Source organism: Alicyclobacillus vulcanalis (assembly GCF_900156755.1).
Taxonomy (GTDB): Bacteria; Bacillota; Bacilli; order Alicyclobacillales; family Alicyclobacillaceae; genus Alicyclobacillus; species Alicyclobacillus vulcanalis.
In genome coordinates this window covers 130,612-156,527 of record NZ_FTOO01000005.1, presented here as the reverse complement: position 1 = coordinate 156,527, position 25,916 = coordinate 130,612, and the positions used below count along the sequence as shown (strand labels likewise).

Annotated in this window: 23 protein-coding genes; 4 read left to right on the top strand and 19 right to left on the bottom strand. The window is 64.2% G+C overall.

The features are described from left to right. Window positions 1–221: 221 nt before the first annotated feature. The 14 genes from BW934_RS07585 to BW934_RS07520 all read right to left on the bottom strand — a co-directional run bounded on the left by BW934_RS07585 (window position 222) and on the right by BW934_RS07520 (window position 16,337). Complete coding sequence (locus tag BW934_RS07585) at window positions 222–1,412, bottom strand: iron-containing alcohol dehydrogenase (protein ID WP_076346706.1); 1,191 nt, start codon at window positions 1,410–1,412, stop codon at window positions 222–224. 31 nt (window positions 1,413–1,443) lie between these two features. Continuing rightward, a complete protein-coding gene (locus tag BW934_RS07580; protein ID WP_076346840.1) occupies window positions 1,444–2,970 on the bottom strand; it encodes an aldehyde dehydrogenase family protein in 1,527 nt (508 codons plus the stop codon). Next, window positions 2,967–3,434 (bottom strand): hypothetical protein, encoded by a 468-nt coding sequence (locus BW934_RS07575; RefSeq protein WP_076346704.1) that lies wholly within the window; start codon window positions 3,432–3,434, stop codon window positions 2,967–2,969. Before BW934_RS07575 ends, BW934_RS07580 begins: the two co-directional genes overlap by 4 nt. A gap of 20 nt (window positions 3,435–3,454) precedes the next feature. Continuing rightward, on the bottom strand, window positions 3,455–5,155 hold the full coding sequence (locus BW934_RS07570) for an ABC1 kinase family protein (RefSeq protein WP_076346702.1): 1,701 nt from the start codon (window positions 5,153–5,155) through the stop codon (window positions 3,455–3,457). 169 nt (window positions 5,156–5,324) lie between these two features. Beyond that, the gene (locus tag BW934_RS07565; protein ID WP_234969676.1) at window positions 5,325–5,948 is read right to left on the bottom strand and encodes a class D sortase; all 624 of its coding nucleotides are present in this window, start codon (window positions 5,946–5,948) and stop codon (window positions 5,325–5,327) included. A 6-nt stretch (window positions 5,949–5,954) separates the two neighbouring features. After that, on the bottom strand, window positions 5,955–7,385 hold the full coding sequence (locus BW934_RS07560; protein ID WP_076346698.1) for a hypothetical protein: 1,431 nt from the start codon (window positions 7,383–7,385) through the stop codon (window positions 5,955–5,957). Window positions 7,386–7,532: 147 nt separating this feature from the next. Beyond that, on the bottom strand, window positions 7,533–8,672 hold the full coding sequence (locus BW934_RS07555) for a thiolase family protein (RefSeq protein ID WP_076346696.1): 1,140 nt from the start codon (window positions 8,670–8,672) through the stop codon (window positions 7,533–7,535). 42 nt (window positions 8,673–8,714) lie between these two features. Continuing rightward, on the bottom strand, window positions 8,715–9,557 hold the full coding sequence (locus tag BW934_RS07550; RefSeq protein ID WP_076346694.1) for an SDR family NAD(P)-dependent oxidoreductase: 843 nt from the start codon (window positions 9,555–9,557) through the stop codon (window positions 8,715–8,717). An 18-nt stretch (window positions 9,558–9,575) separates the two neighbouring features. Next, entirely contained in the window at window positions 9,576–10,382 is an 807-nt protein-coding gene (locus BW934_RS07545; RefSeq protein WP_076346692.1) for an enoyl-CoA hydratase/isomerase family protein, read from the bottom strand. Window positions 10,383–10,393: 11 nt separating this feature from the next. Beyond that, a complete protein-coding gene (locus BW934_RS07540; protein WP_076346690.1) occupies window positions 10,394–11,602 on the bottom strand; it encodes an acyl-CoA dehydrogenase family protein in 1,209 nt (402 codons plus the stop codon). Continuing rightward, window positions 11,599–12,720, bottom strand: coding sequence for an acyl-CoA dehydrogenase family protein (locus BW934_RS07535; RefSeq protein ID WP_076346688.1), 1,122 nt, complete (start codon window positions 12,718–12,720; stop codon window positions 11,599–11,601). Before BW934_RS07535 ends, BW934_RS07540 begins: the two co-directional genes overlap by 4 nt. 18 nt (window positions 12,721–12,738) lie before the next feature. Continuing rightward, window positions 12,739–14,265 (bottom strand): long-chain-fatty-acid--CoA ligase, encoded by a 1,527-nt coding sequence (locus BW934_RS07530; protein WP_076346686.1) that lies wholly within the window; start codon window positions 14,263–14,265, stop codon window positions 12,739–12,741. 102 nt (window positions 14,266–14,367) lie between these two features. Further along, entirely contained in the window at window positions 14,368–14,721 is a 354-nt protein-coding gene (locus tag BW934_RS07525; RefSeq protein WP_076346684.1) for an SCP2 sterol-binding domain-containing protein, read from the bottom strand. Between the two features lie 170 nt (window positions 14,722–14,891). Continuing rightward, a complete protein-coding gene (locus BW934_RS07520; RefSeq protein WP_407639956.1) occupies window positions 14,892–16,337 on the bottom strand; it encodes an NAD-dependent malic enzyme in 1,446 nt (481 codons plus the stop codon). 282 nt (window positions 16,338–16,619) lie between these two features. Between BW934_RS07520 and BW934_RS07515 the strand changes: the two genes are divergently transcribed. The 4 genes from BW934_RS07515 (at window position 16,620) to BW934_RS07500 (ending at window position 21,053) form a co-directional block, all read left to right on the top strand. Continuing rightward, on the top strand, window positions 16,620–17,090 hold the full coding sequence (locus tag BW934_RS07515; protein WP_076346682.1) for a hypothetical protein: 471 nt from the start codon (window positions 16,620–16,622) through the stop codon (window positions 17,088–17,090). A gap of 53 nt (window positions 17,091–17,143) precedes the next feature. Further along, window positions 17,144–18,790, top strand: a complete 1,647-nt coding sequence (locus BW934_RS07510; RefSeq protein WP_143232574.1) for a hypothetical protein — start codon at window positions 17,144–17,146, stop codon at window positions 18,788–18,790. Window positions 18,791–18,954: 164 nt separating this feature from the next. Further along, window positions 18,955–19,503: a hypothetical protein gene (locus BW934_RS07505; protein WP_076346678.1), complete on the top strand. Its 549-nt coding sequence runs from the start codon at window positions 18,955–18,957 to the stop codon at window positions 19,501–19,503. After that, on the top strand, window positions 19,500–21,053 hold the full coding sequence (locus BW934_RS07500; protein ID WP_076346676.1) for an AAA family ATPase: 1,554 nt from the start codon (window positions 19,500–19,502) through the stop codon (window positions 21,051–21,053). Before BW934_RS07505 ends, BW934_RS07500 begins: the two co-directional genes overlap by 4 nt. A gap of 100 nt (window positions 21,054–21,153) precedes the next feature. Here BW934_RS07500 and BW934_RS07495 read toward each other — a convergent pair whose 3' ends face one another. The 5 genes from BW934_RS07495 to BW934_RS14790 all read right to left on the bottom strand — a co-directional run bounded on the left by BW934_RS07495 (window position 21,154) and on the right by BW934_RS14790 (window position 25,851). Further along, a complete protein-coding gene (locus tag BW934_RS07495) occupies window positions 21,154–22,674 on the bottom strand; it encodes a LuxR C-terminal-related transcriptional regulator (protein ID WP_076346674.1) in 1,521 nt (506 codons plus the stop codon). A gap of 325 nt (window positions 22,675–22,999) precedes the next feature. After that, a complete protein-coding gene (locus BW934_RS07490; RefSeq protein ID WP_076346672.1) occupies window positions 23,000–23,374 on the bottom strand; it encodes a hypothetical protein in 375 nt (124 codons plus the stop codon). Between the two features lie 42 nt (window positions 23,375–23,416). Beyond that, window positions 23,417–23,944, bottom strand: coding sequence for a hypothetical protein (locus tag BW934_RS07485; protein WP_076346670.1), 528 nt, complete (start codon window positions 23,942–23,944; stop codon window positions 23,417–23,419). A gap of 66 nt (window positions 23,945–24,010) precedes the next feature. After that, complete coding sequence (locus BW934_RS07480) at window positions 24,011–24,595, bottom strand: DUF6230 family protein (RefSeq protein WP_076346668.1); 585 nt, start codon at window positions 24,593–24,595, stop codon at window positions 24,011–24,013. Window positions 24,596–24,645: 50 nt separating this feature from the next. After that, entirely contained in the window at window positions 24,646–25,851 is a 1,206-nt protein-coding gene (locus tag BW934_RS14790) for a DUF6114 domain-containing protein (RefSeq protein ID WP_407639955.1), read from the bottom strand. Window positions 25,852–25,916 lie beyond the last annotated feature (65 nt).

Genomic DNA, 25,916 nt, shown 5'->3' with positions numbered 1-25,916 from the left:
GAATTTGCTGGCCTTTTCACCACATTCTAGCATATTTCTGACGGGGATTGGAAGAATCTTTTTCGAGTTCCTTTCCTCCCGTAGGTGACGCATCGTTCAGGCGCCGCCCGTGACCTCCAAGCACACCCTATTTGCACATAGAGCGGGCGATCGCGCCGGGAATGTCCGGCGGATCGCCCGCTCCCATGGAAGACCATGCGCCACATGGTCCGCACCCTCCGTCAGCTCGCCACCTCTCGCGTCACGCGCTGGATGATGGCGTCCGGCAGGCGGTAAACCACGCCGGACGGATCGGCGTGCACGGCGTCGACCATCTTCCCGAGCTGGCGCTTGTCAAGTTGATACTCGGCGAACGTGGCGGGCAGGCCCACTTGGGCGCGCAAGTCGCGGACACGGGCGATAAACGCCTCGAGGGCCGCGTCGGGATCGGCCGGCGCTTCCATGCCGATGGCGGCCATGAACTCGCGGATGCGGGGGCGGTAGAACGCGGGCATGGCGGCCATCACGTTGGGAAGCAGGACGGCGTTCGCAAGACCGTGCGGGATCCCGAATTTGGCCCCGAAGGCATGCGCCATGTTGTGCACGGGAATGGCATTCAGGGCGAGGCTAAAGCTCGTGATGGCCATGGTGCTCGCCATGAGCATGTTGGCGCGCGCGGTGAGGTCCTGCCCGTTGGCGACGGCCTTGGGCAGATTGTCGAAGATCATGCGGGCCGACTGGATGGCGTAGGCGTCGGTGAACGGATTGGCCTGCGGCGAAAAGTACCCTTCGACGGCGTGTGTGAGCGCATCAAAGCCCGTGAAGGCGGTGATGCTCGGCGGCAGGCCGACCGTCAGCTCGGGATCGAGAATCGCGATGTCGGCGTTGATGAACGGGTTGATGAGGTTCACCTTCACGCCGAGATCGTCGTGGAACACCACGGCGATGGGCGAAGCCTCGGCACCGGTTCCGGCCGTGGTGGGCAGCGCCACGTGCGGGATGAAGATGGGCTGCGCCTCCGGCCACATCTCGAGCACATTGCCGATGAGGGCCGGGCGAATGTCGGTGAGCCCGCGGCTGACCATCCACTTGATGCCCTTCACCGTGTCGAGCACGCTGCCGCCGCCGAGGGCGATGAGGCTGTCCGCGGCGCACTCGCGGTACGCGCGCGCGGCCTCGTTGATGATGTGCGCTTTCGCGTCCTGCTCCACGCGATCGAACACGCCCGCAATGGCGACGGAGGTGGGCACCAAATCAAACAGTTCGAGGATCTTGTCCAAAAGGCCCGCCCGCACGAGGCCTGGATCGGTCACGATGAAGGCTCGCTTGCCGCCGAGCCCGCGCACCGTTTCAGGCAAGAAGACGCGCGAACCGACGCCGTTTGTGATGGTCGTGCGCGCCATGAACTGAAAGCCGGATCGAATGTACGGCATGTGCGTCATCCCCTCGCAGAAGTCGATCGCGTCACGCGTTGCCGGGCAACACGATGGAATACCAGTGGCGGTTGTCGAGTTCGTGCACAAACGACGCGTGCACGTGCTTGAGCTGGGTGTATTCGTCGAGCGCATACGGCCCGATCTCGCGCCCGAACCCGCTCATCTTGTAGCCGCCAAACGGCGCGTCGCTGCGGAACATGTGCCAGTCGTTCACCCAGATGGTCCCGGCTCGAATCTCGCGGGCGATGCGATAGGCCTGGTTGAGATCACGCGTCCATACACCGCCGGCGAGGCCGTACACGGTGTCGTTGGCGAGCCGAACCGCCTCGTCGACGTCCTTCGCCTTCATCACCGCGAGGACGGGCCCGAAGATCTCCTCCTGCGCAATCTTCATGCGGTTATCGACATCGGCGAAGATGGTCGGCTGGATGAAGTAGCCGGCGTCGAGGCCCGCCCCGGTGGCGCGCTCGCCTCCGCAGACCAGGCGCGCGCCCTCGGCCTTGCCGGCCTCGATGTACCCGAGGATGGTCTGCATCTGCGACGCCGAAATGATGGGCCCCATGCCCACGCTCTCGTCGAGCGGATTGCCAAGCTTGATGCGCGAAGCCATGTCGGCCAGGCGCTCGACGACTTCGTCGTAGATGTCCTCGTGCACGATGACGCGCGTGCCGCATTCGCAGACCTGCCCGGCGTGCAGGAAGACGCCAAAGAGAATGCCTGGGATGGCGAGGTCCAGGTCCGCATCCGGCAGGACGATGGCCGGCGACTTGCCGCCGAGCTCCAGCGTCACGCGCTTTACGCCCTGGGCGGCGAGCTGCATGATCCGCTTGCCCACCTCGGTCGACCCAGTGAAGGCGATTTTGTCGACCTCGGGGTGTTGGACAAGCGCCTCGCCGACGGACGATCCCGGCCCTGTGACGACATTGAACACGCCACTCGGCAGCCCCGCCTTCGCCGCCAGCTCGGCGAGTTTCAGCGTCGAAAGCGGCGTGTTGGATGCCGGCTTCAGCACAATGGAGTTGCCCATCGCAAGCGCCGGCGCGAGCTTCCACATGGCGAGGATGAGCGGATAGTTCCACGCCGTGATCCCGGCACAAACCCCGACCGGCTCCCGCCAGACCTGGTTGTGGCTCGGCTGTGGGAACGGCCGCAGAGGAAGCGTCTTCGCGTATTCATACTCCTGCGCAAAGCGCGCCGTCTGCTGCAAAAGGTCGACAATCAGGAGCAAGTCGGCGTTCGCGACGCGCCGCACCGTCGCGCCGGACGTCAGAATCTCGAGGAACGCAATTTCCTGTGCATGCGCGACGATCTCGTCCGCGAAACGAAGCAGTACCTGGGCGCGCTCGTGCGGCTTGGCGCGCGACCACTCGCCGGACTCAAAGGCGCGGCGAGCACTTCGCACGGCGCGATCGACGTCCCGCGCATCCGACTTGGCCACGCGCGCGCACGGCTGACCCGTGGCCGGATTCACCACCTCGAACATCTCGCCGCTTTCCGCAGGCGTGTACTTCCCGTCAATGAACATCCCGTACTCTGGCAGCTTCACACCTGTCATGACCACCTGGACTCCACCTCCGGCTCGCCCGGCGCCTCCGCACGCCCGTGGGCCACATGCGCTTCCATCAGCGCGCGCAGGGACCGAACCTCTTGTTTCAGCGCTTCCAGCTCAGCGCGAATGCGGGCCATCTCGGCCTGCTCCGCCTGTGCCTTCTTCTGCCGCTCCATCCGCGCCTGCATGAACCACTTGAACAGAATCTGATTGGAATAGTCCTTGGCGATCATGTCGCGCAACGCGTCTTCAAGGGTCTCGCGCTTGCCTTTTGGGCCGTGATCGCGCCCGTACAAAAGGTGCTTCTCGAGGATCTTCGGAATCTCCGGGTTGTTCGGCCCGCCTGACTGGCGGTAGAACGCCTCGATGCGCCGCTCCATCGTCAGCCGCTCCTGCGCGTCGCGCGCGGCGCCATCCTGCCCATCGGCCGGCGCGGCGATGGCGCGTTTGGATTGAAACTGCACCGCCATACACATCCCTCCGCAAACGCTCAGATTCGTTTCTTAGACCGAACCGTGCTCCAGAGCGCCGAGATCCCCAGCGCCACGCTCGCGGCCACGGCGCCCCAGCCGAGATCGACAATGCCCCCGCGCGCCACCGGCCGCGTATCCGCAAAGGCCAACAACAGCGCGCCGCCGAGGAAAAACGTCCCGGACATCAGGGCCAAGAGCAGCTTGTTGACGACTCGGTGCACGGTGCGAACGGCCTGATGGGACAGCTGGGCGTCCAGATTGACGCGAAAGTCGTTCCATTCGAAGTGCTCGAGGATCTTGTTGAGCCGCCTCGGCAAGGTCGCGGTCAGCTTGGCGAATTCCGCTGCGAAGCTGGCATTGGTGTGGTAATTGAAGCGGCGCATCATCCAGCGCCTGAGGATCTGCACATCGGCGATCTCGACCAGCTGGTGGTACGAGATCTCGGGGCAAAGCCAGCGCGCAGTGCCCTCGGCTGCCGAGAAGCCCTTGGTCCATAGGGCCAGGCCGTTCGGGATGCGGCAGTAGTTTTTGGCCGCGATGACAATGGTGCTGAGCAACAGATTGCCCCAGTTGTACACGCTCGCCTGTGTGCTGTTGGTGTAGTGAATCAAGAGGGACCGAAGCTGGTCGCGCAACCTCACCAGGTCGGTGTAACGCGTGGGCTCGTAGATGTCGAGCAACGCCTCGATGGCATCCTCCTGCTGATTGACGCGCACGTGCATCAGCATGCGGAAGATGGCCTCTGTATGCGCCGCGTCCATGCGCCCGACGAGCCCCCAGTCGAGGATGGCGATGCGCTTGGTCTTTTTGTCGACCATGAGGTTCGAGGCGTGCGGATCCGCGTGATAATTGCCCTCCACAAACGCTTTCACGTAGTAGTGCGCGAGGTCCGTCATGCGCTCGAGGCGCTCCTCAAACGTGTAGAAGTCCACGGGGAAATCCTTGAGATTCCACCCGTCGATGAACTCCATGACCAAGACACGCGGAGTGACGTGATACACCTCGGGGATGTAGAGGGTCTCGAACTCCTCCACCATGCTGCGCTGCTCTTCCATGATCTCGGCTTCGCGCCGGAGATCGAGCTCGTTCATCGTGCTGCTGTAGTAGTCCTCAATGATGCCATGCAAGTCAATGGAGACTTCGAGTTGTGGCGGGAGCAGCTTCTGAATGCGGCGCACGAGTTTGCGCACGTTGCCGATGTCCACCTGGAAGAGCTTGTCGACCAGGGGGCGGACAATTTTTACGGCCGCCATCCGTCCATCCGCCAGCTGAGCGCGATACACCTGTGCGAGGGAGGCGGAGCCCAGCGGATTCGGATCAATCCAGCGGAACACTTCCGTCCAGTTGGGAATCTCCTCTTCCAAGACGGCCATCATATAGTGAAACGGGAGCGGGGGCACGCTATCGAGCAGATAGGCCAGCTCCGCCGTCACCGCTTCGGGCAAAAGCTCCTGGCGCGTCATGATGACCTGCCCCAACTTGATAAACGTTGGGCCTAACTCCTCAAACGCAGCCCTGAGCCGTTGGCCAAGCAGGCGCTGCTTCGCTTCCTCGTCCCGGCTGCGATCCCGGAGCACGTGCAGCACGCCATGCTTTACAAGCGCTTTCACCACGTCGCGTTGACGCCTGCTCGGCGTGATTTTGCGGCGTTCTCGCTCAATGAGCCGACGCGCCTTGGCCAGCTCATTCCTCTCTTCCACATCTAACGCTACCGCCATAGGCTCACCCCCTGCATGTCGCCATGGCTCCCGCGCGAATCCCTCTCGCACCGGAAACACCTTCGTGCTCTGCGACCCGCGTTTTCTTGGAGTATACAATCCGAAATCGTCTGTCTATATCCCGAGAAACGGGGGAATTCTCAGCCTTCCCCCCAACTTGAGGGGGCCCTCATGCCATGAAGGGCGGAGACGGGCCACCTAGAAAACGCGTGTGGACGATGTAGCGCAGCGGCGCGAACCCAAAATAGTCGAAGGGCCAGCAAGTCTGGAGGGTCAGCGTGTCTAGGCGCGTCTGCCGCTCGACCGCGGTGTCGGTCGGCGGCACGATTTGCGTCCAGGTCACCCGGTACGAGAAGGTGCCATAAGGCGACTCGAACTCGACGAGATCGCCCGCGCGGAGGAGGCGAAGAACGCGGAACACCGTGTCGCGGTGGCCCGCCACGTACACATTGCCCGGCTGGCCGGGAAGGGCTGAAGCCGGATCGTGCCCAGCGCCAAGGGCGAGATCGGCCCAGGAGTCCCCCTGCACCACCGGTACGCGCACGTGCTGCGCGGGAAAGACGAGCTCGCCGATCTTCTCGCCATCTTTGGGCAAAGGTAGCCACAGGGGTGGAGACGCGCCTGCAGGTCTCGTGGTCGGCGGCGTATAGATAGGAAGCGGCCTGTCATTGACCCAAACCGTCTCCCAAAGGTACGCCCAGCCTGCATCGGCTGCGATGGCTGCACCGGCGACTGCGAGGGCCAAAGGGACGGCCCGCGCCAGGAGGGCGAGCCGTCGCTTCGCGCGCGTCACCATGGATTACACCAGCCAGCGCCGCGTCAGCCGCCAGACCGGCACCGTAGCTCCGCCGCCGACGGCGAAGAGCAAGAGCCCCAGCGCGATCCAGAGCGGCAACCGGGTGGATGTCTGCGGAAGAAGCCCCGACGGCTGCTGCGGGAGGCGCGCCGACACGATGATGTGCCCGGGACCCGTGGTGCCCGTGCTGCCCGTGCTGCCCGTGCTGCCCGTGCTGCCCGTGCTGCCCGCGCTACCCGTGCCACCTGTGCCACCTGTGCCACCTGTGCCACCTGTGCCACCTGTGCCACCTGTGCCACCTGTGCCACCTGTGCCACCTGTGCCACCTGTGCCACCTGTGCTGCTACCCGCGCCCCCAAACGCGTTCACGGCGATCCCGCCAAGCGAGCCCGTAGCCGACACGCTGCCACCCGACGACCCCAGGTTCACTCCGGCGCCTACCGCGCCGCTCCCGCTCGCGCTGCCGCCCGAGGATCCCAGGTTCACCCCGGCGCCCGCCGCGCCGCTCCCGCTCGCGCTGCCACCCGACGACCCCAGGTTCACCCCGGCGCCCACCGCGCCGCTCCCGCTCGCGCTGCCACCCGACGACCCCAGGTTCACCCCGGCGCCCACCGCGCCGCTCCCGCTCGCGCTGCCACCCGACGACCCCAGGTTCACCCCGGCGCCCACCGCGCCGCTCCCGCTCGCGCTGCCACCCGACGACCCCAGGTTCACCCCGGCGCCCACCGCGCCGCTCCCGCTCGCGCTGCCACCCGACGACCCCAGGTTCACCCCGGCGCCCACCGCGCCGCTCCCACTCGCGCTGCCGCCCGACGACAGCACATTCAGCGAGGTCCCCAAGAGCCCCTTGTCACTTGTCGCCTGGCCGCCAGACGACAGTGCATTCACGGCGATCCCGACGGGACTCGTCGACGACGACGTGCCTCCCGACGAGAGCGCGTTCAGCGAGATCCCTACTGGGCCTGACGCCTGAGCCTGGCCTCCCGAGGCGAGCAGGCTGAGGTCGATCGACACCGCCTGCGGAGACGAACCCGTCGCACCGCTGCCGACCGAGCTGCCCGTGCCGCTGCTGGCCGAGGTGCCGCTGGTCGCGGATCCGGTCGAGGCCGAGCCCGCTGCGCCCGATCCCGTCGTCCCCGATCCCGTCGCCCCGGACCCCGACGACGATTGCGAAGAAGTTTCGTGACTCGAACCAAGGGAGATCCCAACGCTCAGAAGTCCGCCCGTTCCAGGTGTGGAACTGTCGGACGAAGACGGCAGCAAATTGAGATGGACGCCCAACCCATCACTTCCGCCGACGTTGAGATTGAGACCTAGGAGCCCGCCCTGCGAGCCTCCTGAAGATTGTGTGGCGGCAAACGCCGTGTGTCCCCCAACACCCAGCACCGCCGCACCCATGGCCGTTCCAAGCGCCACTTGCCACGCCTTTTTCATAGCCACCCTTCCTCTCTTTTTGAAAATCGGAGAATCCAGAGGATTCCCACACTTGTGGAGGTAAGGGACATGGTACGCCGACCTGGTCCCGGTTTGCACCCCTCGTTCCTTGCAAGTTACATCCCTGAAACAAGGGAGCGGCTGTTCTCACAGCCGCTCAATCACCGTACCGGTTGCCATGCCAAATCCGATGCACATCAGCTGCAGGCCGTAACGCCCGCCCGTGTCTTCCAGCTCGTGCAGGAGCGTCGTCATGATGCGCGCGCCGCTTGCGCCGAGCGGATGGCCCAGCGCAATCGCGCCGCCGCGCGGATTGACCTTGGTCATATCGGGCTCAATCTCTCGCTTCCACGCGAGCACCACCGACGCGAATGCCTCGTTGATCTCAATGACGTCCATGTCCTCCAGCTTGAGCCCGGCGCGATCGAGCGCCTTCCTTGTCGCGGGGATCACGCCCGTCAACATGATGACCGGGTCGACGCCCACGACCACGCGCGACAGGATGCGCGCCCGCGGTCTCAGGCCGAGCTTCTCCGCCTTTTCGCCCGACATCAGGAGCACGGCCGCCGCGCCGTCAGAGATCTGGCTCGCGTTCCCCGCCGTCACGCGCCCGTCCGGGCGAAACGACGGCTTGAGCCCAGCCAACTTCTCCAGCGACGTGTCCCGCCGGATGCCCTCGTCTTGCGCCACCGTCACCTTCTCGGGCCCCACATTCGCCACCGGCACCCGCTCTCGGTCGAACAGGCCCGCATCCTCCGCCTTCGCCGCCTTCTGGTGGCTCTCAAGCGAAAACTGATCCATCTCCTCGCGGCTGATCTTCCACTTGTCGGCGATCATCTCCGCGGAGAAGCCCTGCGGGACGATTTGAAATCGCTTGGTGAGCGCCGTCGAGAATTTGCCAAGATCCGTCCCCATCGGAACGCGGCTCATGCTCTCGACGCCGCATGCGATGGCCACGTCCATGTCCCCCGCGAGAATCGCCTGCGCCGCGTTGTGAATCGCCTGCTGGCTCGATCCGCACATGCGATTCAGCGAGAACGAAGGCACCTCCACCGGCAGACCCGCCGCCAAGACCGCCATGCGCCCAATGTTGCCGCCTTGTTCGCCGATCATCGTGACGCAGCCCGTCACCACGTCCTCGATTTCCATCGGGTCGAGCCCGTTTCGCTCCACCAAGGCCTTCAGCAGGGGTGCGAGAAGATCGACCGGATGGACGGACGACAAGCTCCCGTTCTTGCGGCCAATGGGCGTCCGGATGGCATCGACAATTACCACTTCGCGCTGCACGCGCGCACCTCCTCTGGTCGTCTGACCCTATTCGTCATCCGGTCAGAACGTGAACAGGTCGATCCCGCCGCAAACCGGCAGCCCGACACCCGTGATATACTTCGCCTTGTCCGAACACAGGAATACGATGGCGTTGGCCACGTCTTCGGGATCCCCGGGCTTGCGGAACGCGGTCCGTTGGATCATCCGTTCGTTCATCTGTTTGTTGCCCATCTTGAACGCCTCCGTGTTGATGATGCCCGGCACGATGGCGTTCACCGTGATCCCGTGCCTTGCCCCTTCGAGCGCCATGCTCTTGGTGAAGCTCAAGATCCCGCCTTTGGTGACCGCGTAGCTCGCCTGGCCGAATCCGCCCTGAATGCCGACAATGGACGACATGTTGATGATGCGGCCCCATCCCTGCTCCTTCATGTACGGCCAGACAGCCTTCGTGCAGTTGTAGGTCCCCGTGAGATTCACGCGCAAGTCGCGCTCCCAGAGATCGTCGCGCTGGTTCTCGATCTGCGAGACGTGATCGAGCGTGCCCGCGTTGTTGACCAGGATGTCGATCCGGCCAAACTCCTCCTTGATGCGCGCCAACACGTCGCGGACCTGGTCCCTGTCCGTGACATCCATCTTGATGGCAAACGACCTCCGGCCCATCTGCCGGATCTCTTCCGCCGTCTTTTCGGCATAGACCACCTTGGTGCTCTGCATCACCTGCGCGAGCGGGCCGTACTGTTTGGCCGCCTGCGCGCTTGACTCGTCGCTTTCAATCAGGATGTCGGTGATCACGACATCCGCTCCAGCCTCGGCGAGGGCCAGCGCGTCGGCGCGCCCGAGCCCGCGCGAAGCGCCGGTGACGACAGCGACCTTGCCCTTCAACAGTTCATTCCAAGACGACATCTTCCATCCCCCCACAGCTCATGCTTTGGCCGCAGTGTCCTTCAGAAACTTCGCCGGCCGCTTCTGCAGAAACGCGGCGATGCCTTCAAGCGGCTCACCTGTGCTGAACGTCCGCTCGAAATTCTCTGCCTCCACGCGCAGCCCGCCGTCGATGGGCAACGCGGCGTCCATCGCCTGCTTGGCGAGGCCCATCGCAAAGACCGCCCGCTCGCTCAGATCCTGCGCGAACGCGAGGACCTCCTCGCGGAGCCTGTCGGGTTCGACGGCTTTCGTAATGAGACCGATGGCCTCAGCCTCCTCTTTCGACAGGCGCTTGGCAAAGAAGATGAGTTCCGCCGCCTTGGCGCGCCCGAGGAGGAGCGTCATGCGCTGCGTGCCCCCCGCGCCCGGGATGAGCCCGAGCGACACCTCCGTCAGGCCGATGGTCCCGCCGCTCATGAAGCGGAAGTCGCAGGCGAGCGCCAGTTCGCAGCCGCCGCCCAGCGCATGGCCGTGGATCGCGGCAACCACGGGACGCGGAAACTTGGCGATGCGATCGAACACGTGCTGCATGCGGCTCGCCGCATCGCGAATGGCCCCACCCTGTCCGGCGAACTTGCTCGCATTCTGCGTCATCATTTTCAGGTCAGCGCCCGCCACGAAGTTTTTCGGATGGTTCGATCCGATGACCAACACGCGCGCTGATTGATCCGCCTCGAGCTCCGTAAGGAGTCGGTCGAGATCGTCCACGAGCGCGTCGGAAATCGCATTGGCTGGCGGATTGTCGATGGAGACCCAGACAATTCCCTTGTCGAGGCGCTCCATTTGTAGCGTCGAGTACGACATGGTCCACCTCCTCACAGGCGCAGGCCGTGCGGCTCGTACAGCCGGCGCGCGACGATCAGGTGCTGAATCTGGTTGGTGCCTTCGAAGATGTCGAAGACCTTGACATCGCGGTACAGTTTTTCCACGAGGTGGCCGTCGAGCCCGATGGGTCCCATGATCTCCAGGCAATCCGCACACACCTCGAGCGAGATGCGACCCGCGTGCGCCTTGCACATCGCGGCTTCCTTGGCGTTGGGCTGGCCGAGATCGGCCTTCCAAGCGGCCTCCCACGTCAGGAGCCGTGCCGCGTGAATCTTCGCGTCCATTTCGCCGAGCTTCGCCAGGACGTCCGCCTGCAGCCTGCCGCGTGGATACTCCTTCTTCACAAAGTCGAGCGTGTACTCGTACGCGGCGCGCGCAATGCCGACGGCCATCGCCGCCACGATGGGCCGGGTGCTGTCAAACGTCGACATCGCGACGCGGAAGCCGGACGATCCGGCGCGATTCTCGTAGTGCGCCTCGCCGCCAAGCAGGTTATCGATGGGCACGAAGCAGTCCTCGAAGACGAGTTCCGCGGTTTCGGATGCGCGAAGCCCCATCTTGTGCGCCACCCGGGTGCAGGTGAAGCCCGGCGTCCCCTTCTCGACGACGAAGGCGCGGTGACCAGCGCGGCCGAGCGACGGATCGACCGTGGCGAAGGCCACGACCCACGAGGCGCGCCCGCCGTTGGTGATGTAGACCTTGTGGCCGTTCAGCACATAGCCGCCGTCGACCTTCTTGGCGGAGGTGCGAATGCCGGAGACGTCGGATCCGGCGCCTGGCTCCGTCAAGGCGTAGGCGCCCCAGCGGGGTTCGTCCTTGGTGAAGATACCGAGAAACCGTTCCTTTTGCTCGGGCGTGCCGGTCGACTGAACGGGCGGCCCGCCAAGGCCGGGGCCGGGAAGGGAGAGTGCGATGGCCGGATCGCCCCACGCCAGCTCCTCCGCCGCGATGACGCCGAGGCGGTTCGACTGGCGCTCGCGCGGCTCCTTGGGCTTGGTGTCGTCCTTCTTTTTGCTGTCGCCGCCGAAGTTGGACATGCTGAGCGAGATGCCCATCCGATTGACCTTGCGCAGCCAGTCCTCGGGGACGTTTTCCTCCTTGTCCGCGAGGAGGGAGATGGGGCGCATCTCGTGCTCCGCAAACCAGTGCACCATGTCGCGGACCTGTTTTTGTTGCGGGCTGAGATCGAAGTCAATCACACCAACACACCCTCCTTCTCCTCCAGGCCAAGGGCGCGCAGGCCGGCGCGCTCGAACCACTCGAGTTCGCGGCCGTAGAGGATGGCTTGCGCCTGCACGTCGCGCATCCACTTCTCGACGGGGTACTCCTGGAGGTACCCGGCGCCGCCGAGCATCTGCACGCCCTGGTTGGTCACGAAGCGGGCGCTGCGCAGGGCATAAGCGAGCGCTCGGGCCGCTTCGCGCGCGGCCCCCGCCCCCCGGCTGTCCACGGCGTGCGCCGCTTGCCAGACGAGGTTGCGCGCGGCCTCCGTCTCGATGGCCATGTCCGCGACGGTGAAAGAGACGCCCTGAAACTTCGGAATCTCCTGGCCAAACGCCTTTCGCTGGCTGGTGTACTCCACCGTGTACTCGAGGGCCGCGCGCATCACACCCACGCACTTGGCCGCTTCGCGCACCGCGAGCCGCGTCAGCGCCGTTCGAATGACCTGCTCGGCCTCATCGCCGCGCAACAGCACGTCCTCCGGCCGGACGACCAGCCCGTCGAACCGCACCCGACCGATGTGCGCTGCGAGGAGTCCAAGGCGCACATCGCCCGCGTCCTCCGCCCAATCCGCCACGGTCCGGTCCAGATACGCGAGAATCGCCTCTCCGCCCGGCGCCACGAAGCTCGCCACCATCTGATCCGCCCCAAGGACGGATCGGCGTGGATAAGCCGTGCCTTCCAAACGGAAGCCGCCCCGCTCCACGACGACGGCGACCTCGCTCGGCGCGAGATGGATCCAGGGCACGCGCTGCGCGGCGCCGTCCGCGAGCTCGAGCCGCGCCGGATCTGGCAGGACGCGCATCACCGAGGCGCTGTCGCAGAGACCAGGCAGCCCCTGAACGATGCCGAGATCGCCAAAGGCCAGCGCCTCCAGCACCTGGACCTGTGAGACGAGCGGCAGTTCGGCCCCGGCCAGCGATTCGGGAATCTCGATAGAGACGAGCCCGAGCTCGTGCGCCTGCGAAATCACGTCGTCCGACGGCGTGCGCGCCTTCTCCGCGTCGCGCGCGGCTTCGCGCAACACCTCGCGCGCAAACGAGCTGGCGACTTCGACAAACGCCCGCTCGTCATCGGTTGGAAGAAACGAAATCATACAATTCCCTCCCAGGTTTCAGACCAGCTGAATGGATTTGGCCATCTCCCGCAGCTTCTTTTTGTCCACCTTTCCAATCAGATTCTTCGGAAGATAGGAGACAAACTGGACCACGCGCGGCGTCTTGTACTTCGCGAGGTGCTCCTGGCAGTAGGCGATGAGCTCCTCCTCGCTCACCTCGGCGCCCTTCTTGCGCACGACAAAGGCCACGACTTCCTCCCCCATGCGCTCGGACGGCGCGCCGACCACGGCCACTTCGGCCACCGCCGGGTGCTGACTCATCAGCTCCTCCAGATCGCTCGGGTAGATGTTGAAGCCACCGCGGATGATCACGTCCTTCTTGCGATCGACGATGTACACGTAGCCCTCTTCGTCGATGCGCGCCATGTCACCGGTCAACAGCCACCCGTTGCGAAACGCCTTCTCCGTCTCCTCGGGCAGGTTGTGATAACCTGGCGATACATTCGGGCCCTTCACGGCCAACTCGCCGATCTCGCCCGGCGGCAGAGGACGGCCCTCCTCGTCGAGCACCGCCACCTCCACGCCTGGCAGGGGAAGCCCGACCGATCCCGGCTTGGCCGGCTTGTCAAAGCGCGGCGCGGTGACGACGGGTGCAGCCTCGGACAGCCCGTAGCCCTGGAACACGAGGCAATGGAACTTTTCTTCAAACGCCCTGCGCACGGGTTCAGGAAGCGCGGCGGAACCCGAGATGCAGACCGACAGGGAGGAAAGGTCGTATTTGTCCGCATCGGGATGGTGAAGGAGCGCATGGAACATGGTGGGCACCGCGGTGAAATGGGTCACCCGGTAGCGCTCGATCGCCTGAAAGACGAGGACGGGATCGAAATACGGCAACAGGACGTCGAGTTCGCCGAGGCAAAGCGCCGTGTTCATCATGGTGAAGCCAAACGCGTGCGAGAGGGGAAGAATGCCGAGCCCCACGCGCTTTTCCACCTTGAGGACGTATTCGCCGGCGAGATCCGCCGCCGCGCGCGCGTTGGCACAGAGATTCTCGTGCGTGAGCACCACGCCCTTCGGCTTGCCCGTCGTTCCACTTGTGTACAGGATGACCGCAGGCTGATGGTCGTCGATCGCGACGTCCGGGCGGTTCTCTGGATAGTGCGAGAGGAGCGTCTCAAACGACTCTTGGCCGGCATCGTCCACGGATCGCACGACAGGCGGTGCGTCGAGGTCCTTGATGGCCTGTTGAATCTTGGGTTTGAGGACCTCGCACGTCAGGATGAGCTTGGGGCTGGCATCCTCGACGATGTACCGGACCTCAGCGGCCTGCAACAGCGGCATCACAGGCACAGAGACGGCTCCTGCCTTGGCAATGGCGTAAAACGCGATGACCACCTCCGGCCGATTCGGCATGGTGACCATCACGGTGTCCCCTGGGCGAACGCCGAGCGCCTGCATGTGATGGGCCAGTTGCGAGGACATCTTGGCGAGCTCCACGTTGGTGTAGACGCGGCCCTCGTACACCAGGGACTCGTACGTTCCAAACTGGCGCTGATTCTCCTCGAGAAGCTGAACGAGGTTCATCGCTCATCTCGCCCTTCCACATAGTTCTGGAGACAAGCGCCGGGTTCGCGCGTCTCGAGACACGCGGCCCGGCGCCTCAGCGTCTGTGCGCAGATCGGCAGGTCAGTTGTTGGCCGCGGTGTAGGCGCTGAGCACCGTCTCAAGCTGCATGGCGAGGCCGAGATCGCCCTCGACGCGGAGCTTGCCGCTCATGAACGCCGCCGTGCCGTTGAGGTTGCCTTGCAGCATGTCCTTGAAATCGTTGGAGTCCATCTCCAGGGTGCAGTTGGCGACCTCCTGCTCGCCCTCCACGGCATAGGCCTGATCGGGCTTCAGGACGAGCTGGTAGGTGCCCGGATCCTCGCCGGTGATGTTGAACTGGTACACGGCTTCGAGGCCTCCTGTGCGCGACGGATCGGCGGACAGCGCCTGGTTGATCAGATCGAAAATCTCCTTGGTCGACGGGGTGGCTGACATCTTCTTCGCCTCCTCAGAATTTTGCATGCATGTGGGGGACGAGGCGCATGCGCCTCGGCATCCCGTCCGCGTGTTGATGACATTGTATCGCCACGGAAGCGCTTACCCATCCCGAGGAATCCGGGGAAGTGGGGGTTCCCTTCCCCAGAATTCCGGGTCCGCGCATCCAATTACAGCTCCGTGTAGACGGGTTCGTCGTCGATCGGCACGTTGGCGTGAAGCGATGCAACGCCGGCGCGAAGGGCGGCGCGCTGCACGGCCGCGCTGACGGCGGGGACGACATTGGGGTCGAACGGGCTCGGGATGATGTACGCTTCCGACAGCTGGCTTTCTGGCACACAGGCCGCGATAGCTTCCGCCGCCGCCATTTTCATCTCCTCGGTGATGGTTCGAGCCCGCACATCGAGCGCGCCGCGAAACAGCCCAGGAAAACAGAGCACGTTGTTAATTTGGTTGGGATAGTCGGATCGCCCCGTCGCCATGACGCGGACGTGGCCGTGCGCCACCTCCGGCAGGATCTCGGGGATGGGATTCGCCATCGCGAAGACAATCGGGTCTCTCGCCATCTGCTTCAGGTGATGCGGCGTCAAAAGGCCCGGACCCGACACGCCGATGAACACGTCCGCGCCGCGGATGGCGTCGTCGATGGTTCCCTTCCGGTTTTCCAAGTTGGTGTTTTCGGCGTACCATCGCTTCACCGGATTGTCGTACGCGCGCCCGCGCTCCAGGATCCCCGTGCGATCCAGCCCGACGATGTGCCGGACCCCCGCAGCCAACAGCATCTTGGTGCAGGCCACGCCGGCCGCGCCCACGCCGGCCACCACGACCGACAAGTCCTCCATGCGCTTGCCCACGATTTTCAGGGCGTTCAAGAGGCCCGCCATCATGACCACGGCGGTTCCGTGCTGATCGTCGTGGAAGACCGGGATGGAGAGCCGCTGCCTCAACCGCTCCTCAATCTCAAAACAGCGCGGCGACGAGATATCTTCGAGGTTGATGCCGCCGAACGAAGGCGCCAACCGCACCACCGTCTCGACGATCTCGTCCACATCCTGCGTCGCCAAGCAGATGGGGAACGCGTCGACGTCCGCCAGGCGCTTGAACAGCATGGCTTTGCCCTCCATGACGGGCAGCGCCGCCTCCGGGCCGATGTTGCCGAGGCCGAGAACCGCGGACCCGTCGCTAACCACAGCCACGGTGTTTTTCCGGATGGTGAACTCGAACGCGCGGTCCGGCCTGTCGCGAATGGCCTCACACACCCGGGCCACCCCAGGCGTGTAGACCACGCTGAGATCAGCCCGGTCCACGACAGGCACCTTGAGATGCGTGGCAATCTTGCCGCCCATGTGGGCGACAAAGACGCGATCGAACGTCTCCACCAGCGTCACGCCCGGAATCTGCCGGATGGCGTCCTGGAGGATGGGCACGCCCTCCTCCTGCTCCACCGACACCCTGACGTCGCGAATCACTTCGTCCCCGTCCACGAAACGGGTCTCCATGGCGACCACCTCGCCGCCCGCACCCACGATGGCGCCGTGCACCTCGCCGACGGAGGCTTTTGCGCCGAAGCGGAGGCGGAACACCATGTCCACAACACCAGTGCGCGCCAAACTCACATTCCACTCCCCCTGAGTCTCGTCCCTGAACCCCTGCGGCGCCGAGGCACCGAGTAGAACAGATGGAATTCGGGACATCTGATATATAACAGATGAGTGGATTGTAGCATAAATCTCGGCGGAAATCCCCCAGAGAATTTGGAATCTTACCCCCCTTTCCTCCGGTGTTTGCTCAGTCGGCATCGCCCTCGAGGATCGAAGCCGAAAGGATAAACGTGTCAAAATGCAGGATTCTATGTCGGAACGGAGAAGCATTTTTTAGAAGAAAGGAGGCGGCTGCCCATGCCACGCGTCATTCTGGGGGGAGAAGAGCCACGGGCTCATCATCGCCTGCAACATCAGGTGCAGCAGAGCGCACCTCGGGCTCTCAACGCGCTCACCCGGCTCGATGGAAGGCGTTCACAGGCCTACGTCGAAGCGATGAGCCAGCTGGACATGGGGCCTGGCGTGCGGCACGAAGAACTGGTTGACTCGCTCATCCAGAAGATTCAGGCCGAGCTGCCCGACGTCGAATTGGCCCATTTGCCCTTGGGCATCGTCGCAAAGTGTTATTTGGGAGCCCCTTACGAGGTCCACACCCTGGACCGAGTCGGACGCATCATTCAGCACTACAAGACCTTTGAACCCCTTCCCGATTCCCTGGAGGCCGCCCGCACGCTCGCTCTGCATCCGCAGTACGCGTTTGTTGAGGTGTATACCGATGTGATGCGAGCGGTGTTGAAGACTGGAGATGTGGCCGTCGTAAAGAGGTGACCGAACGTGTCGGATCAGCGCGTCATCAGTCAAGCCAATCTGGTTTGGCAAGATTGCAACAACACGCTATGGCGATGTCCCAACAGCTGAGCGCGGTGGAGCAAGAGGTGGAACTCACCCGCAGTGAGCTGCAACAACTGATCGGCGCGTTCGCGGCCTACGTGGACGAAGATCGGAGAATGAATCAACTTCAGCTGGCGGAGACCCGCATTGTCAAGGTCCGCCAGCAGATTGAAAAGGAGTACGGGCATTACGATCAAGTCCGCCGCCACGCGCTCGGCATCCTGCAGGCGGCAGACGTGCAGCTCGTTCGCCGCGAAACCATGAAGACCGCCTCGGAAGAGCTGATGCTGTCGGCGCCGCGCTACTGGCTTGCGCCGGCCTTGGTCGCCCTCGCCGCGTGGATCCACGACGACCCTCAGCTCGCGAACCGGGCCGTCGCGGAAGCGCTGCGGCGCCACGCCAGCAAGACCTGTCTGTTTTTCGCCTTGGTCTGCCGCAGAGCAGGACGATACCAAGCCAGCACGGCGTGGCTTGAACACTACTTCTCGCTTCAGAGCCCCACCGCCCTTGAGCGCGAAGCCGTCGTCCTCGTCGACGCCGTCACGAACGGCGCGTTCGGCGTGGACGCCCGCACGCGCAGCCAAACGGTGTTTCAGGAGTGGCTCGAGATTTTGGCTGAACAGCCTGGATTCGTTCGTCAACAGCAGGCAGACTGGACGGCCGCCTTTCAGTCGTACGTCCGGCAGGTGCAAACCGATACCTTTCCGTATCTTGCGCGCTACAGCCCTACGTGGCCCGAACTGCAGGCGGTGCTCTCGCAAGCACGGGTGCACGAGGAGATACTCTCGACTTACCAACAGCTGTTTGAAGGCCCCGTCGAGGCCGCTCCGACGCTCGTCGAGCAGGTCGATGCACTGCTCGAAAAGCTGGTGTCCCATTTCGACGAGGAAGAACGCCCGCTGAGGCGTCAAGAACGTCACCTTCAGCTCATTATCGACTGCAACGGGGACGTGGATGGCGCGACGGCCCGGCTCCAACAAGAAGAGGCTTCGTTTCAGAAGACCGTCCATTTCGGCGAGCTGTTGACGCAGGCCTCCTTCCATCCTCAATCGTCGCACGCCTCGTTAGCGACGCGGCGGTTTTCCATCGCGCTTTCGCGCGAATGGGCCAAGCAAGCTCACGCGAATCTGACGGCGAGCTATCGCGCGAAGTGCCCGCGGACCGTGGACATCCAAATCAAAAATTGGAAGGGCCAGACCACGGACGGCACCAATGAAGAGGAGCTCATCCAATCCATTCACCGCCACTTGGACGAGGTCTTGGCTCAGCAACTGCGTCAAAACCGCCCAAAATTCTGGGACTGGACGCTGCTCGTCTTAGGAGGCGGCGGGCTCGCCAGTTCCGCCGACGCCGGCTTGTTGGCCGCGATCGGCGGGGGAGCGTTTTTGCTCCTGTTTCTGCTGCGGTTCGTGGGGCGAAGGCAGCGCAGAAAACAGCTGCTCCAAAACATTGAAAAAGCGAGAGCCGAATACGAACACGCGCTGCGAGCCGTTCTCGCGGACGTCGTCGAATACCGCCGCGCGTACGAGGCCGCCGACGCCCAGGCCGAACGCGTGACGGAGTTCCTTGCATCCCTGTCCTCCGAGGACTTCGTCTACAGCGGATTCGACCCGCATCGACTCGTTCTGACGTCGTAAGGGAGGTCGCCTGATATGGGGAATACGCCCAAACCAACGTCGCCACCAGAAGCCCACGCGCCGACGGCGAAAGCTGCGGAGACACCGGATTCGAGCTACGCGGCCGCCCTGCCGGCGTGGGACTTGCTGCCGCCCCACAGTCTCCTGAACCGGGTGAAGAAGAAATGACGGGAAAACCTCCAACCACGTACGCGGAGTGGAGCGCCTGCCTCGAGCAGCTGGCGCTCGGACGCCGTGAAGACGAGCTCCTGGAACAGATGCGGCGCGGCTCCATCGCCTGGGAGCGAGGCGTCGCGGAGCGGCTGACGGCGCGCATCGGAGACTACCTGGGCCATGAACTTAAGCGCATCTCCGATCAATTTCTGCGGGAGCAGCGAGCAGGGTTTGCCAACCTCGAATCGCTCGGACTGTTCCTCATCGGCGCGAAGAAGCGGCTCCATTTCCTGTGGCGCGTCGCCACGCTGCCCGCCCTTCCCCATGAGGTTCAAGAGGCGTTGGTCCAGGCCATCGACCAGTTTGCCGAAAGCGCAGAGGCGTCGTTGCTGCAGACCGCGTGTGAGGACCGAACCGGCGAACTCGCCCGCCTCATCAAAGACCTATCCATGACGCGTTACCGCGAGGCACCTCCGCCAGCGCCGGCTGGCCATGCGGAGACATCGACGGCCCCGCAGGATTCGATCCCGTCGCCAAAGAGAAGGGTGATTTTACCATGAGTCATAGCGCACAGTTTCGCGATACACTCGTCCGCTACCTGAAAGCTCGCATCCCGTTCATCTCCATCCGCACGGTGGAACGCGGCCGCGCCCTCGACATCCTGCGCGACGTCGCGCAGTCCATCGGCATCCCTGTGTACGTTCACACGCTGTCCAAAGGGATGCGGGACCTCGCGCAAAACCGCGCCGTCAGCGACGAGCGGTCGGTGATCGGTGCGCTCGACTTCGCGACGCAGCAATTCATGCAGCGTCAAAATCTCACCGTCGTCTTCACCGAAGTCCCAGACATCGAAGACGACACGCAAATTGCGCGCCACTTCCAGGACGCCGTGATGCTCGCCGCTGAAAACAACGGCGCCATCATCGCGATCACGACCAAGTCCATCTGGCCGCAGCTGCAGAGGCTCGGCATGTCGCTCATCCTCGATCCGCCCAACGAGGACGAGATGCTCCAGATCATCCGCGAGAACCTCGCTCCGTATCGGTCCCAGATTCCAAACGAGTGGGATGAACAGGACGAGCGCCGCGCCGCGGCCATCTTAGCGGGCATCACGCAGATGGAAGCCGAAAACGTGATCGCCACGCTGCTCGCCAAAGGCCGGATCACCAAAGACGATTTGAACGAAGTCGCGCACGCCAAGGACCGGATTTTCGCCGACATCTCCGGCATCGAGCGCGTCCACGTGCAGGGCCAAGATCTCCATGTCGGCGGGCTTTCTGGGCTCAAGCGATGGTTGGACCGCGAACGGCCGCTCTTGACCGCGGACCTGCGCGATCGCGGCATCCGGCCACCGCGCGGCATCCTCCTGGTGGGCGTTCCGGGCTGCGGCAAGTCCCTGTCGGCCAAGGCTATCGCCGCACAGTGGAATCTGCCGCTCTACCGATTGGACCTCGCCAACATCCACGGCCAATACCTGGGCCAGAGTGAGGCGCGGCTCAAGGACGCGCTGGCCACGGCCGATCACGTCTCGCCCTGCGTTCTGTGGATCGACGAGATCGAAAAAGGCCTGGCGGGCGCCGCACAAGGCGCAAGCGACGGGGGAACGTCCACGCGCCTGGTGGGCCATTTCCTCTATTGGCTTCAGGAGGCGCGCTCGCGGGTGTTTGTGGTGGCGACCGCCAACGACGTGTCGAAACTCCCGCCCGAACTGCTGCGGCGCGGGCGATTTGACGAGTTGTTCTTTGTCGACTTGCCGAGCCCCGAAGAGCGCTGGGAGATCATCCAGATTTACGTGCAGCGTGGCCTGAAGAGGAGCCTTTCGGACGCCCTGATGAGCGAGCTGGTGTCGCTTTCCGACGGCTTCGCCGGCGCCGATATCGAAGCGGCGGTGCGCGAGGTCGTGAAAGAGGCCATTCTCAAGGGCGATCACGCCGTCACCGACGAACTGTTCAAACGCAGCTTTGCCAACATCGTGCCCCTGTCGAAGACGAGCCCCGAGCAAATCGAGGCGATTCGCGCATGGGGTAGGGAGCGGGCCGTTCCGGCCTCAGGCACGCCCATCGGATCGCCCGACGCACAGGCGAAGCCGCGCCGCGAGGTGCTGGTCTGAGCGGATGGCCCGGGCGGCAGGATGCGCGCACGGGCAGGGCCTCCCGCGGGGAGGCCCGCGTCACGAGGCAGAGCCTTCGTCCGCCCCACACGCGCGACCTTCAGTGAATGATGCGCTCGCGCATCGCCTTGGCCACCGCTTCGGTCCGGTTTTTCGCGCCGAGCTTTCGGAGGATGGAACTCACGTGCTCCGTCACCGTGTAATCGCTGATGTGCAGCGCCTTGCCGATCTCCTTCGTGTCGACGCCGTCAGCAATCAGCTGCAAAATTTCCCGCTCCCGCTTCGTCAGCGTGGTGAGCGGCGTGATGGGACCCGCGCCGGCCTGGCGGTACATCTGCGTCACGATCATCCGGCTCGCGCGGGCGAGCATCGCCTCCACCATGCGGATGGTCGTGTTGTCCGGGGTGAACGACTTCCCGCCGTGATCGAGCAGCATGATGCCGAGCATGCGCCGTTGATCAATGAGCGGACAGACGAGCAGCGAGGACAGATGAAACTTGTTGACGTACGGCTGGGGAAGGATGTTGGCGACGTCCTTGAGAAAGACCGGCTTGGCAATCTGCACAAACTGGGCGAGCGACGGGATGTCCCGGTCCGTCTGTCGGATGCGCATGATCTCTTCGACGTTGACGTTGTACCCGTGAACGCCCTCGACCGTCTGCGTGATGGGGTTGTAGAGAAACAGCGCGCTGCGCCGGAACCCGCCGCGCCGACAGACGTGCTCGACCACGGCCGTCAGAAGCTCGTTCATGTCCGAGGCGGTCGCGAGAATGTCGTCAAACTCGAGCAGCACCTCGAGCAGTTCGGCCCGCCCGCTGCCGTGTCCGCCGCGCACGTAGACGGCGAGCTGCAGTGCGTTGTGGATCCACTGCGCGGTCTGCCGGAACCGGCGCACGGTGAGCGGGTCTTGGCGCGCCGCGGCCACTGCGTACAGGTTGTCCCCCACCGCGGCGACAAAGGGGGAACCCTCGGCGAGAGCCCGGCGGACCTGCTCCGTCCGCTCGGGATGCGGCGCCTCTGCGGTCCACATGCGCGTCTCCGGCACGTAAAGCGCGGATTCCTCGACATTCACCTGCGGACGCGTGCGCACCAGTGCGAACCACTTCCAGTCGCACTCCGCGCTCAGGACATTCAGCCAGTTCACGAGGGGCGCATCGCACATGAATTGCGTCCGGGCCGCCAGCTTGGCCGGAAAGTAGCCTTCCGACAGCGCCTCGCGCGCGAGGTCAAAACACAGCCGATGTGCGAAGCGGATGAACGGCTCCACGTGTGCCGGCTCGGCCATTCGCCACGCCATGGAGATGAGCAGCTCCTCGACAAAGCCCACCACGACCAGCACATCGGAGGCCATCACGCTCGGCTGCGCCCGCATGACCTCCGCCTGAAACGCCCGGACGAGCGCCTCTTCGTCATTGAGAGCGCTTTCAATATTTCTCAGAAGAAACTGAAAAAGGTGTGTCAAAACAGGTTGGGTGACTTCGGGGATATCCAGCCGTGCCATGCGCAGGCTCCAGTTCATGCGACACTCGGCTTCCTGCGCCTGAAGCGTCTGCAGAACCCCTTGCACCACCTTCTTCGGCAAAGGTTCGCTGGGTGACGGTAGCGGCGACGGACGACTCATCGTGCATCCCCCTTTGGGCTGGCGAACGCCGCAATCTATCGTGATCTTCGATCCGAACGCTCATCCGGATCATACGCCGCCCTTCGACCCGTTCATGACCTCGATGTGGCAATGGCGGGCGAACGCATACCTCCGCACATCATCTGGGGTGTTAGCGTCATTATAGGGGAATTCGCACGGGGAAACAAGAAATAGGAGAGCGTTTCCCAGAGGATCGCCACCGGAGGAAAGTGGACGCCATGTCGCCCTGGCTCTCCGCCGCCCCACGCCTCGCGCCGACTGCGCGCGTCCGCCGCGAGTGCAGGCGACGGGGCCCAGGCAAACGTCACACGACTTCCAGGCGCATGCCGGGAATCTCAGCGTAGGACGTGACGAGGTAACCGTCGATCACGAGTTCCACGCGCGACAGCTCCAGCTTCGGGATAGAACCGCCCGCCAGCAGCACGAGCACGTCCCGCTTGCTGCGAAAACTCCCGATACTTGCGAGATTGCGCAGAACCGTCGCCTGAATTTTCGTCTCGCCCACCGTGGCGCGCCCATCGGAACGAATGCGCAAGGTCAAGCCGTCCCCGGCCCGGGTGATACACATCCCGTCGATCGCGGCCGCGCGAAACGTGAGCGTGTTGCCAAGCACATTCATTCGCGCCTGCTCGGCCACGATGCGATGGGCGGTCAGCACAAACGGTGCCTGTGAAGCCACGCGACTCACTCCTTTGCCCATCGCGCCCCACAGGCGCCGAAGTCAGTTCACCGACATCTGCATGCCCGGCATTTGCAGGGACTGCGCCTGCATCGACGTGTCGATGGTCAAATTCACGTTGGTCAACACCAGCGTCGGTATGGGCTTTGAAATCAGCGCGTCCGCCAGGACCACGGCCACGCTCGGCGACTGCACGTGGAACAGAGAGCCGATGTCATCCTTCAAGGTGCTGAACAGCGACGTCTTGATGACGGTCGGTCCCGCGGACGAGGTCCCGTTGACCGCGATGGTGAACGTGTGCCCGCCGGACGAATACGTGATGCTCATGCCCTGAATGGACGCCGAGGAAAAGGACATCGATTCGTTCAGAATGCTGATGACCGCGTTTTGCGCGATGATCTCCGATGCCTTGAGCGTAAAAGGCACGCGACCTGGCAAAATCGTGCCAGCGCGCGGCACAGGCGCCGGCATGAGCGTCAGGGCGGAGGCGGCGGCCAACGCCGCGAGACCCGCCGCGCGGCCCATCCTCCTGTCACGCCGCGAGGTGATAAAACGGTGCCGCCACAACATGCCAACCCCCCCTCCGCCGATCCAAGTGCGGCGGACGCGAAACCATCCGCCGCACCTCGCCCTGTATCAGGTTCCGTTTGACGTGGAGCTCGACGAACCGGAGCTCGACGACACCGGTTGGATGGAAAGCGACATGCCCGGCAGCGTGATGCTCTGCGTGCTCAGGTACGGAACGTTCAGCGTCGCGTTGTTCATGTTGAGCTGGCTCGCGGACATGCTGCCCGTCGAGGCGTCCATCGTGAGCCCGTTCGGGAAGCTCGTGTCGCCGCCCAGGCTCGACGCATACACCGTCATGCCCGTCGCCTGCACCGGCGTTTGGCCGCTGCCTGCGCTGATGCTGATTTGGAACGTGCCAAGCGGCGTGTTGACGGTCTTCGTGATCTGCATGTTCTGGAGGGTTCCGTTCATCTGAATCTGAGCCGCGCCCTGCTGCTGATTCGGAACCTGACCCGGCGCCAGGCTGAACGACTGGCCGTTGATGCTCGAAGCCTGAACTGTAAAGGGCACAGGCAGGTTCACTGCAGCGGACACCACCCCGTTCATGAGCATTCCTGTCAGCGCGCCGATCCCGGCCACGCCGCCTGCCATCACGCCGGCAAACACCTTCCAATTCGTGCGCCCTTCCACGGGCATCGCCATCTCTGGATACATGAGAACCCCTCCTTTTGAAATCGCTTACCGAGGCGTTGTGTCGCCTCGGATTATGCAGAAGCGGATGGCGTATTCGGAAGATTCGGCGCCTTGGCTTTCTTCGACTTCTTGCTCGCTTTGGCTGTTGCCGGGCGCCACGCCACCGCCATTGCACCACCGATAAGGCTCAGCATCATGCCGATAAACAACCCGCCGAACGAAGACGAGATCAGCGAAATGAGCGCTAACACAACCGTGATGGCCCCGGTGAGTACGGAGTAAAACGGGAAAAACCATTCCAGCAAGCCCATGATGAAGATCAAAACGCCCACCGCGGCGCCCAGAGGCACGCTCGTCTCCGTGAAGGCCACCACGTGCAGCAGGCTCGCGGGTCCCGCCGCCACCGCGGCACCGCCGAGCATCGAGAGAAGCCCCGCCCAGAACGGCCGCGTTCGGCGCCAGCGCCGGAAGCCCTTACTGGCAGGGGCCGGTGGCACCGCCTCTGTGGCTTCTACGTCCACCACCACGCCCGCCGGCCGCTTTCCCGGCTGCGACGCTTGTGTCACCGACACCGTCTCTGGATCCACTGCCATCACCCCTTCCCCCCGGTTGTGGACGCGCGGCTTCACGCGCCTGCGGCCTTCCTCTTCGTCGGGGAGGCGCAGCGGATCCCCGCGCACAATCTGACTCGGCGTCAGTGCGCCCGGCGGCACCTCGACCTGGGAAGCGCTTTCCGATGGACTTCCCTCTTCATCCAGGCCACCGTGCTCGCCGCTTGGGTTCGATGCCTCTGGCGCGGCCACCTGCGCCAGCGCCATGACCTCGTTGAGGTCCAGCGCCTCATGGCGCCGCCTTCGCCGCCGTGAAGCGGTTTCATCCGCGTCTTGGGCATCCTCTGCGAGGCGCTCTTGTCCCTGGGACGCCACGTCCACCTCGCCGTCTTGTCGATCTCGGCTGTCGACCCGCGACGTCAGCGCGTCGTCCTCCTGCCCCGCCGGCTCGGCGCCCGCAAGAGCCGACCCCCTTTCCGCCGCGACCTCACGCGTACCTTCGGGAGCGCGAACCTCACTCGGACCACCCGTCGTTGTTGAACCCAGCTGTAAGAAGACGTTTTCACGCCACTCCGAGAGAAGGGACGGGTCTGCCGTCGGCCATCGCGTCGGTATGATGGCGTACTGGAACACATGGGGCTGCGGCTCGCGCCCACTCGCGTCCTGCGCGTCGCGCGGATCCCGCGCTTCGCCGCCGTCCTGGATTTTCGCGGTCGCCACGTTCATCAACCCCCCGTTGACGCAGCGTTGGAAAGCCGGGGGCCCTCGTTCGACGTGCCACGCCAGATGCT

Excerpts from the sequence above, each read along its gene's own strand:
- BW934_RS07585 (WP_076346706.1), bottom strand. The coding sequence starts at position 1,412 with ATGCCGTACATTCGATCCGGCTTTCAGTTCATGGCGCGCACGACCATC.
- BW934_RS07580 (WP_076346840.1), bottom strand. The coding sequence starts at position 2,970 with ATGACAGGTGTGAAGCTGCCAGAGTACGGGATGTTCATTGACGGGAAG.
- BW934_RS07575 (WP_076346704.1), bottom strand. The coding sequence starts at position 3,434 with ATGGCGGTGCAGTTTCAATCCAAACGCGCCATCGCCGCGCCGGCCGAT.
- BW934_RS07570 (WP_076346702.1), bottom strand. The coding sequence starts at position 5,155 with ATGGCGGTAGCGTTAGATGTGGAAGAGAGGAATGAGCTGGCCAAGGCG.
- BW934_RS07560 (WP_076346698.1), bottom strand. The coding sequence starts at position 7,385 with ATGAAAAAGGCGTGGCAAGTGGCGCTTGGAACGGCCATGGGTGCGGCG.
- BW934_RS07550 (WP_076346694.1), bottom strand. The coding sequence starts at position 9,557 with ATGTCGTCTTGGAATGAACTGTTGAAGGGCAAGGTCGCTGTCGTCACC.
- BW934_RS07545 (WP_076346692.1), bottom strand. The coding sequence starts at position 10,382 with ATGTCGTACTCGACGCTACAAATGGAGCGCCTCGACAAGGGAATTGTC.
- BW934_RS07535 (WP_076346688.1), bottom strand. The coding sequence starts at position 12,720 with ATGATTTCGTTTCTTCCAACCGATGACGAGCGGGCGTTTGTCGAAGTC.
- BW934_RS07530 (WP_076346686.1), bottom strand. The coding sequence starts at position 14,265 with ATGAACCTCGTTCAGCTTCTCGAGGAGAATCAGCGCCAGTTTGGAACG.
- BW934_RS07525 (WP_076346684.1), bottom strand. The coding sequence starts at position 14,721 with ATGTCAGCCACCCCGTCGACCAAGGAGATTTTCGATCTGATCAACCAG.
- BW934_RS07515 (WP_076346682.1), top strand. The coding sequence starts at position 16,620 with ATGCCACGCGTCATTCTGGGGGGAGAAGAGCCACGGGCTCATCATCGC.
- BW934_RS07505 (WP_076346678.1), top strand. The coding sequence starts at position 18,955 with ATGACGGGAAAACCTCCAACCACGTACGCGGAGTGGAGCGCCTGCCTC.
- BW934_RS07500 (WP_076346676.1), top strand. The coding sequence starts at position 19,500 with ATGAGTCATAGCGCACAGTTTCGCGATACACTCGTCCGCTACCTGAAA.
- BW934_RS07495 (WP_076346674.1), bottom strand. The coding sequence starts at position 22,674 with ATGAGTCGTCCGTCGCCGCTACCGTCACCCAGCGAACCTTTGCCGAAG.
- BW934_RS07485 (WP_076346670.1), bottom strand. The coding sequence starts at position 23,944 with ATGTTGTGGCGGCACCGTTTTATCACCTCGCGGCGTGACAGGAGGATG.
- BW934_RS07480 (WP_076346668.1), bottom strand. The coding sequence starts at position 24,595 with ATGTATCCAGAGATGGCGATGCCCGTGGAAGGGCGCACGAATTGGAAG.
- BW934_RS14790 (WP_407639955.1), bottom strand. The coding sequence starts at position 25,851 with ATGAACGTGGCGACCGCGAAAATCCAGGACGGCGGCGAAGCGCGGGAT.